Consider the following 5763-nt stretch of genomic DNA (forward strand, 5'->3'; position numbering starts at 1 on the left):
TCGCATCGCTGATCGCGCCCGGCAAGGCGCTGGTGCTGGGTCCGACCTATGCCGAACATGCCCGCGCTGCGGCTATCGCCGGGCACGAGGTGACCGAGGTCAGCGATTTCGCTGATCTGGCCGACGCCGACCTTGCCATCATCGTCAATCCGAACAATCCGGATGGGCGCATCGTCGAGCGCGACCGATTGCTGGCGCTGGCCGCCGGACTGCGCGCCAGGGGTGGACTACTGGTCGTCGACGAGGCGTTCATGGATGTCGGCCCACGCGAGTACAGCCTCGCGGGCGATGTCGACCAGGGCGGCATCGTCGTGCTGCGCTCGTTCGGCAAGTTCTTCGGCCTGGCCGGCTTGCGGCTCGGGTTTGCACTTTCCGATGCAACGACGGTCGACCGGCTGGAAACGCAGTTCGGACCATGGGCCGTCGCCGGCCCCGCATTGGAATACGGCATCCGCGCGCTTGCCGACATCGGCTGGCAGGACGCGATGCGGGCATCCCTTATGGATGCATCGGCGCGGCTCGATGCGCTGTTCGGCCGCTTCGGCGTTCCCGTCGCGGGCGGCACCACATTGTTCCGCTATCTCCGCTTGGCCGATGCCGCCGGCCTGTTTGTAGCCCTTGGTGAGCACGGCATCCTGCTTCGTCATTTTGCCGACCGGCCGCATGTCCTGCGCGCCGGCCTGCCGGGAAGTCAGGAGGAATGGCAGCGGCTCGAATCCGCTCTTGCCGAATGGGCGGCGCGGCGCGAGGATCAATCGAAGGGTTCAAAACAATGATCCATGTCTGCTCGCTGGCAAAGATCGAGGAAACGGTGGCCAGGACCGGCGCCGACCGCATGCTGTCGCTGCTCGCCGCTGGCACGGAAGTGGTGCGGCCGGCCTCGATCTCGAGGGAAAACCACTTACATCTGGTCATGCATGACATAGCGGTGGCGCAGGACGGCATGACCATGCCGGGCGAGGATCATGTCCGCAACCTGCTCGATTTTGCGCGCCGCTGGGACCGGGCAAGGCCGATGGTCGTGCACTGCTATGCCGGGATCAGTCGCTCGACCGCCTCGGCCTACATCATCGCCGCCGCACTGGCGCCGAAGCGTGACGAGGCCGACCTGGCGCGGACGCTGCGGGCGCTGTCGCCATCGGCGACACCCAATCCGCGACTGATTGCGGTGGCCGACGCACTGCTAGATCGCAACGGCCGCATGATCCAGGCGATCGAGGCAATCGGACGCGGCGCCGACGCCTTCGAAGGAACGCCGTTCGCGCTTAGGATAGACGGTTAGCTACTTCAGCCAGTCGGCGAGCTTCGCCTTGCGCACATCCCGCAGCAGGCTGATGAAACCATCGGCCTGATGTTCCGATGTCAGCCGGCCTTTCTCCGCCGTCGCGATGCTGGCGTCGCCGACCACGCCGTTCGGGTTGAGGTCGCTGGCGATCCAGGCGAAGGCGTGGGTGCCGGTGTGGCGAAGCAGCGAGAATTCCTTCTCGGCCTTGGCGACATTGGAGACGAAATTGTCGGCCTTGCCCATATCGACAAGGTCCGGCCGGAAATGCAGCATCAGCGAGGTCTCGACATCGCCGCCATGGATGCCGTGGCGGTCCTCGAGCTCGGTGTACATGCCAGCCGGGCGGCCGAAGCGCTGCCAGCTGGTCTTCACCGCCAACATCTTTTCACGCACGCGCAGTTCGCGCGTGACGATGCCCATGATCTCTTCGTTGCCGCCATGCGAATTGATAACGATCAGCTTGCGCACGCCGGCGCGCGCGATCGACAGGCCGAGTTCGGTCCAGGCTTCGATCAACGTGGTTGCCGGCAAAGTGAGGGTGCCCGGCGCGTGCAGGTGCTCGTTCGACTTGCCCACCGCCTGCACTGGCAGGATGCGGATGTCGAGATCATCGGGCAGGCGCGAAATGACCGTGTCGAGCATGCCATTCATGATCGAGGTGTCGGTCGAGACAGGCAGATGCGGCCCGTGCTGCTCGATCGCCGCCACCGGCAACACGGCGATCGTCGCCTCGGGGTCGATCGAGGCGTATTCGGTGGTCCGGTAGTCGCCCCACCACACACGTTTCTTCGCAACAGTCATGTCATGCCTCTTCAATGGACGGGCAGACCTAGCGCGACAGAACTTGTCTGTCGATCACCCGGCCGCGATGGCCTCAACTTCGACCTTGAATTCGGGTCGGGCAAATCCCGAGACGATCATCAGAGTCGAGGCCGGCGCGGGGCTGGAAAACAGCCGGTCGCGAACGTCCATATACGGCCGCAGATGCGCGCGGTCGGTGACATAGGCATTGATGCGGACGATGTCCTGCAGACCCAGGCCGGCTTCGCCGAGAATCGCGGCGATGTTTTGAAAGCAGAGTTCGGCCTGTGCGCCGGCGTCTTCCGGTATCTGGTCGTCCGCGGTGATGGCGACCTGACCCGAGCACAGCACCAGTCGCTTGCCGAGCGGCACCTCGACGCCGTGGCTGTAGCGGGCAAAGGGCGGCTTGATCGACTTCGGGGTGAGGAATTTGAACATGGCATTCTCCTGGATAGCGCCAGCCTAAGGCCTGACCCATTGCACCTTCAAGATGGCGGTGCATGTTGCCCGAGCGATTGTGGACAGGCGTTCAAAAAATAGGCACGATGCCTTCCGTACAGCATGACCCGTCCGCCCTTGGCAGTGCAATGTCGTTCCAGCGGGCGGTCCCGGCGCAAGGCGCCGGTGGCATGTGTCTTGCTTCTTGAATCTTTGGTGTCGAGCCTGGCGCGTGGCGCGCCGGAGCAAACAAAGGGTGGTGTCGATGTACGGAAGACAGAAGATTTCGGTGGCGGTTGTGGCCTTGCTTGCAGCCAGCACGCTGGGTGCGGCTGCGAATGAAAAAGTCACCTTCGGCACCAACTGGTTGGCCGAGCCGGAACATGGCGGATATTATCAGTCCGTGGCGGACGGCACCTACGCCGCCTGCGGCCTCGACGTCACCATCATGCAGGGCGGTCCGCAGGTTAGCGGCCGGCCGATGCTGCTGGCCGGCAAGATCGATTTCTACATGGGCGGCAATCTGCTGTCGGCTTTCGATGCCGTCCAGCAAGGCATTCCCATGCGCGTGGTGGCGGCGGACTTCCAGAAAGACCCGCAGGTCATCATGTCCCACCCCGGCGAGGGGCTCGACAAATGGGAAGACCTGAAGAACGCCGACCAGTACATATTGGGCGACGAGGGCGTGCAGACCTTCTTCCAGTGGATGGTCATCGAACTCGGCTTCGACGCCTCAAAGCGCGCGCCCTACACCTACAACACCGCTCCCTTCCTCGCCAACAAGAAGTCGATCCAGCAGGGCTACGTCACCTCCGAGCCGTTCGCGGTCAAGAAGGAAGGCGGCTTCGTGCCGAACCAGTTCCTGCTTGCCGACTATGGCTGGGACACCTACTCGACGACGATCGAGGTGATGCAGGAAACGATCGACAAGAAGCCGGAGGTGGTCCAGTGCTTCGTCGATGGTTCGGCCAAGGGCTGGTACAAATATCTCTACGGCGACAACAAGGCCGCCAACGACCTGATCAAGAAAGACAATCCCGACATGAGCGACGAGCAGATCGCGTTCTCGATCGAGCAGATGAAGAAGTTCGGCCTTGCCGATTCCGGCGACACTGAGAAGCTCGGCATCGGCGCCATGACCGACGAGCGGATCAAAAGTTTCTACGACAAGATGGTCAAGGCCAAGGTCACGCCTGACGGCATCGACATCAAAAAGGCCTACACACTGACCTTCGTCAACAAGGGCGTCGGGCTCGACCTGAAGAAATAGGCCGGTCCCGGCGTGATAAGGGAAAAGGTGGCGCAAGCGCCGGCCTCGGACGTGGCATCGACATTGCTGGCGCTGAGGGGCGTCGGCAAGGTCTTCTCCAACGGCGTGACTGCGCTGAGCGATGTCAATCTGACGATCCGGGAAGGTGATTTCCTCAGCCTGCTCGGGCCGTCGGGTTGCGGCAAGTCCACGGCGCTGCGGCTGATCGCCGGCCTGTGGACGCCGACCTCCGGCGTGCTCGATTGGCGCGGCGGCGGCTCGCTTGACCGCTCGAACATCGGCTTCGTTTTCCAGGAGCCGACGCTGCTGCCCTGGGCCAGCGTCTTCGACAATGTCTGGCTGCCGCTTCGGCTGAAAGGCATTTCCCGCGCCAAGGCCGCGCCGGCGGTGACGGAAATGCTGGCGCGGGTGCATCTGACCGGCTTCGAAGACGCGGTGCCGCGCGAACTGTCCGGCGGCATGAAGATGCGCGTCTCGATCGCGCGGGCCATGGTGACCAAACCGCGCGTGCTGTTGATGGACGAGCCGTTCGCGGCACTCGACGAGATCACCCGCTTCAAGCTCAACAACGATCTGCTGGAACTGTGGCAGGACGAACGTTTCACCGTCGTCTTCGTCACCCACAGCGTCTTCGAAAGCGTGTTCCTCTCCAACCGTGTCGTCGTCATGGCGGCGCGGCCGGGCAGGGTGTTCGACGAACTCGCCATCGAGGCCTCCTATCCGCGCGACGAGGCGTTTCGCACCTCGCCCGACTATGCGGCACTCTGCCGTCAGGCCTCCGATGTGTTGGTCAACGCCATCAATTCAACAGCAGGCGCTCATCATGACGGCCATTGACGAGCGCGTGCTCGAACTCGACCCCGAGGAAGCGCGCCGCGTGCGCCAGGAGCGGTTCGAACGGATCGGCCGCTGGGTGCTGCCGCTGGCGATCATGATCCTGGCGATATGGCTGTGGGACCGCATCTGCGTGTGGAACGAGATTCCGCAATACATCCTGCCGCGTCCCGGCGTGGTGCTGTGGACGCTCTACAACGATGCCGGCCTGCTGTTTTCCTCACTGCTCGTCACCTTGCGCATCACCTTCCTCAGCCTAGCTCTGGCGGTCATTGGCGGGGTCGGGCTGGCGGTGCTGTTCGCGCAATCGAAATGGGTCGAGATGTCGTTCTTCCCATTCGCCATCGTGCTGCAGGTGACGCCGATCGTGGCGATCTTTCCGCTGATCAACATCTATGTAAACGACCAGACGACCAAGCTTCTGTTGTGCGCCTGGATCGTCGCTTTCTTTCCGATCCTGTCCAACACCACGCTTGGCCTCAACTCCGTCGACCGCAATCTGCGCGACATGTTCAAGCTCAATGGTGCGACGCGCTGGCAGCAATTGCGCTATCTCAGGCTGCCGGCGGCGATGCCCTATTTCCTCGGCGGGTTGAAGATCGCCGGCGGCCTGTCGCTGATCGGCGCCGTGGTGGCCGAGTTCGTCGCCGGCACCACCGGCCAGTCGTCCGGCCTTGCCTCACGCATCATCGAGGCTGGCTACCGGCTCAACGCGCCGCGGCTGTTCGCGGCACTGTTCTTGATCTCGCTCACCGGCATTTTGATTTTCCTCGTGCTGTCGCTTATTTCGCATCTCATTTTGCGGCGCTGGCACGAAAGCGCACTGAAGCAGGAGCGCTAGGTCCTTGATTCCGAACACAGGTTCATACCGGCTCGCCAATGTCAGGCTTCACGCGTCCCTGAGCCCAGGCCTTGGCGCTGCTTTCGATCGCGATGGCTTTGCGCTTGCCGACATCACTGTCACCGAGGGCAAGATCGCAGCCATCTCCGCACATCGTCGTGCAGCGACGCCCCTGGACGCTGTCGACCTTGGCGGCCGCATTGTGCTGCCGTGTTTCGTCGACTGCCACACGCATATCGACAAGGGTCATATCTGGCCGCGAAAACCCAATCCCGACGGCACCTTCATGGGCGC

At 63.1% G+C, this 5763-nt stretch carries 7 protein-coding genes and 1 pseudogene; 6 read left to right on the forward strand and 2 right to left on the reverse strand.

Features of this window, described 5'->3' with window-relative positions:
- Window positions 1-776: aminotransferase class I/II-fold pyridoxal phosphate-dependent enzyme (locus tag EN935_RS19490; protein ID WP_127373539.1), on the forward strand; the 776-nt coding region annotated here is incomplete at its 5' end.
- On the forward strand, window positions 773-1282 hold the full coding sequence (locus EN935_RS19495) for a tyrosine phosphatase family protein (protein ID WP_126069431.1): 510 nt from the start codon (window positions 773-775) through the stop codon (window positions 1280-1282). The genes EN935_RS19490 and EN935_RS19495, both read left to right, overlap by 4 nt.
- On the opposite strand, the gene EN935_RS19500 is transcribed toward EN935_RS19495, so the two are convergent.
- Together EN935_RS19500 and EN935_RS19505 are read right to left on the reverse strand one after the other, a co-directional pair.
- Entirely contained in the window at window positions 1283-2086 is an 804-nt protein-coding gene (locus EN935_RS19500; protein WP_127263237.1) for a creatininase family protein, read from the reverse strand.
- Between the two features lie 54 nt (window positions 2087-2140).
- Window positions 2141-2524, reverse strand: a complete 384-nt coding sequence (locus tag EN935_RS19505; RefSeq protein ID WP_109667895.1) for a RidA family protein — start codon at window positions 2522-2524, stop codon at window positions 2141-2143.
- 265 nt (window positions 2525-2789) lie between these two features.
- On the opposite strand from EN935_RS19505, the gene EN935_RS19510 reads away from it, so the two are divergent.
- The 4 genes and pseudogenes from EN935_RS19510 to EN935_RS19525 form a co-directional block, all read left to right on the forward strand.
- Window positions 2790-3794, forward strand: coding sequence for an ABC transporter substrate-binding protein (locus EN935_RS19510; RefSeq protein WP_109667892.1), 1005 nt, complete (start codon window positions 2790-2792; stop codon window positions 3792-3794).
- A 12-nt stretch (window positions 3795-3806) separates the two neighbouring features.
- Entirely contained in the window at window positions 3807-4631 is an 825-nt protein-coding gene (locus tag EN935_RS19515) for an ABC transporter ATP-binding protein (RefSeq protein ID WP_127263236.1), read from the forward strand.
- On the forward strand, window positions 4618-5469 hold the full coding sequence (locus tag EN935_RS19520; protein ID WP_023757784.1) for an ABC transporter permease: 852 nt from the start codon (window positions 4618-4620) through the stop codon (window positions 5467-5469). Before EN935_RS19515 ends, EN935_RS19520 begins: the two co-directional genes overlap by 14 nt.
- A gap of 4 nt (window positions 5470-5473) precedes the next feature.
- Window positions 5474-5763, forward strand: a pseudogene (locus EN935_RS19525) (cytosine deaminase); the annotation flags it as partial.

The sequence above is a fragment of the Mesorhizobium sp. M7D.F.Ca.US.004.03.1.1 genome (assembly GCF_003998635.1).
Classification (GTDB): Bacteria; Pseudomonadota; Alphaproteobacteria; order Rhizobiales; family Rhizobiaceae; genus Mesorhizobium; species Mesorhizobium loti.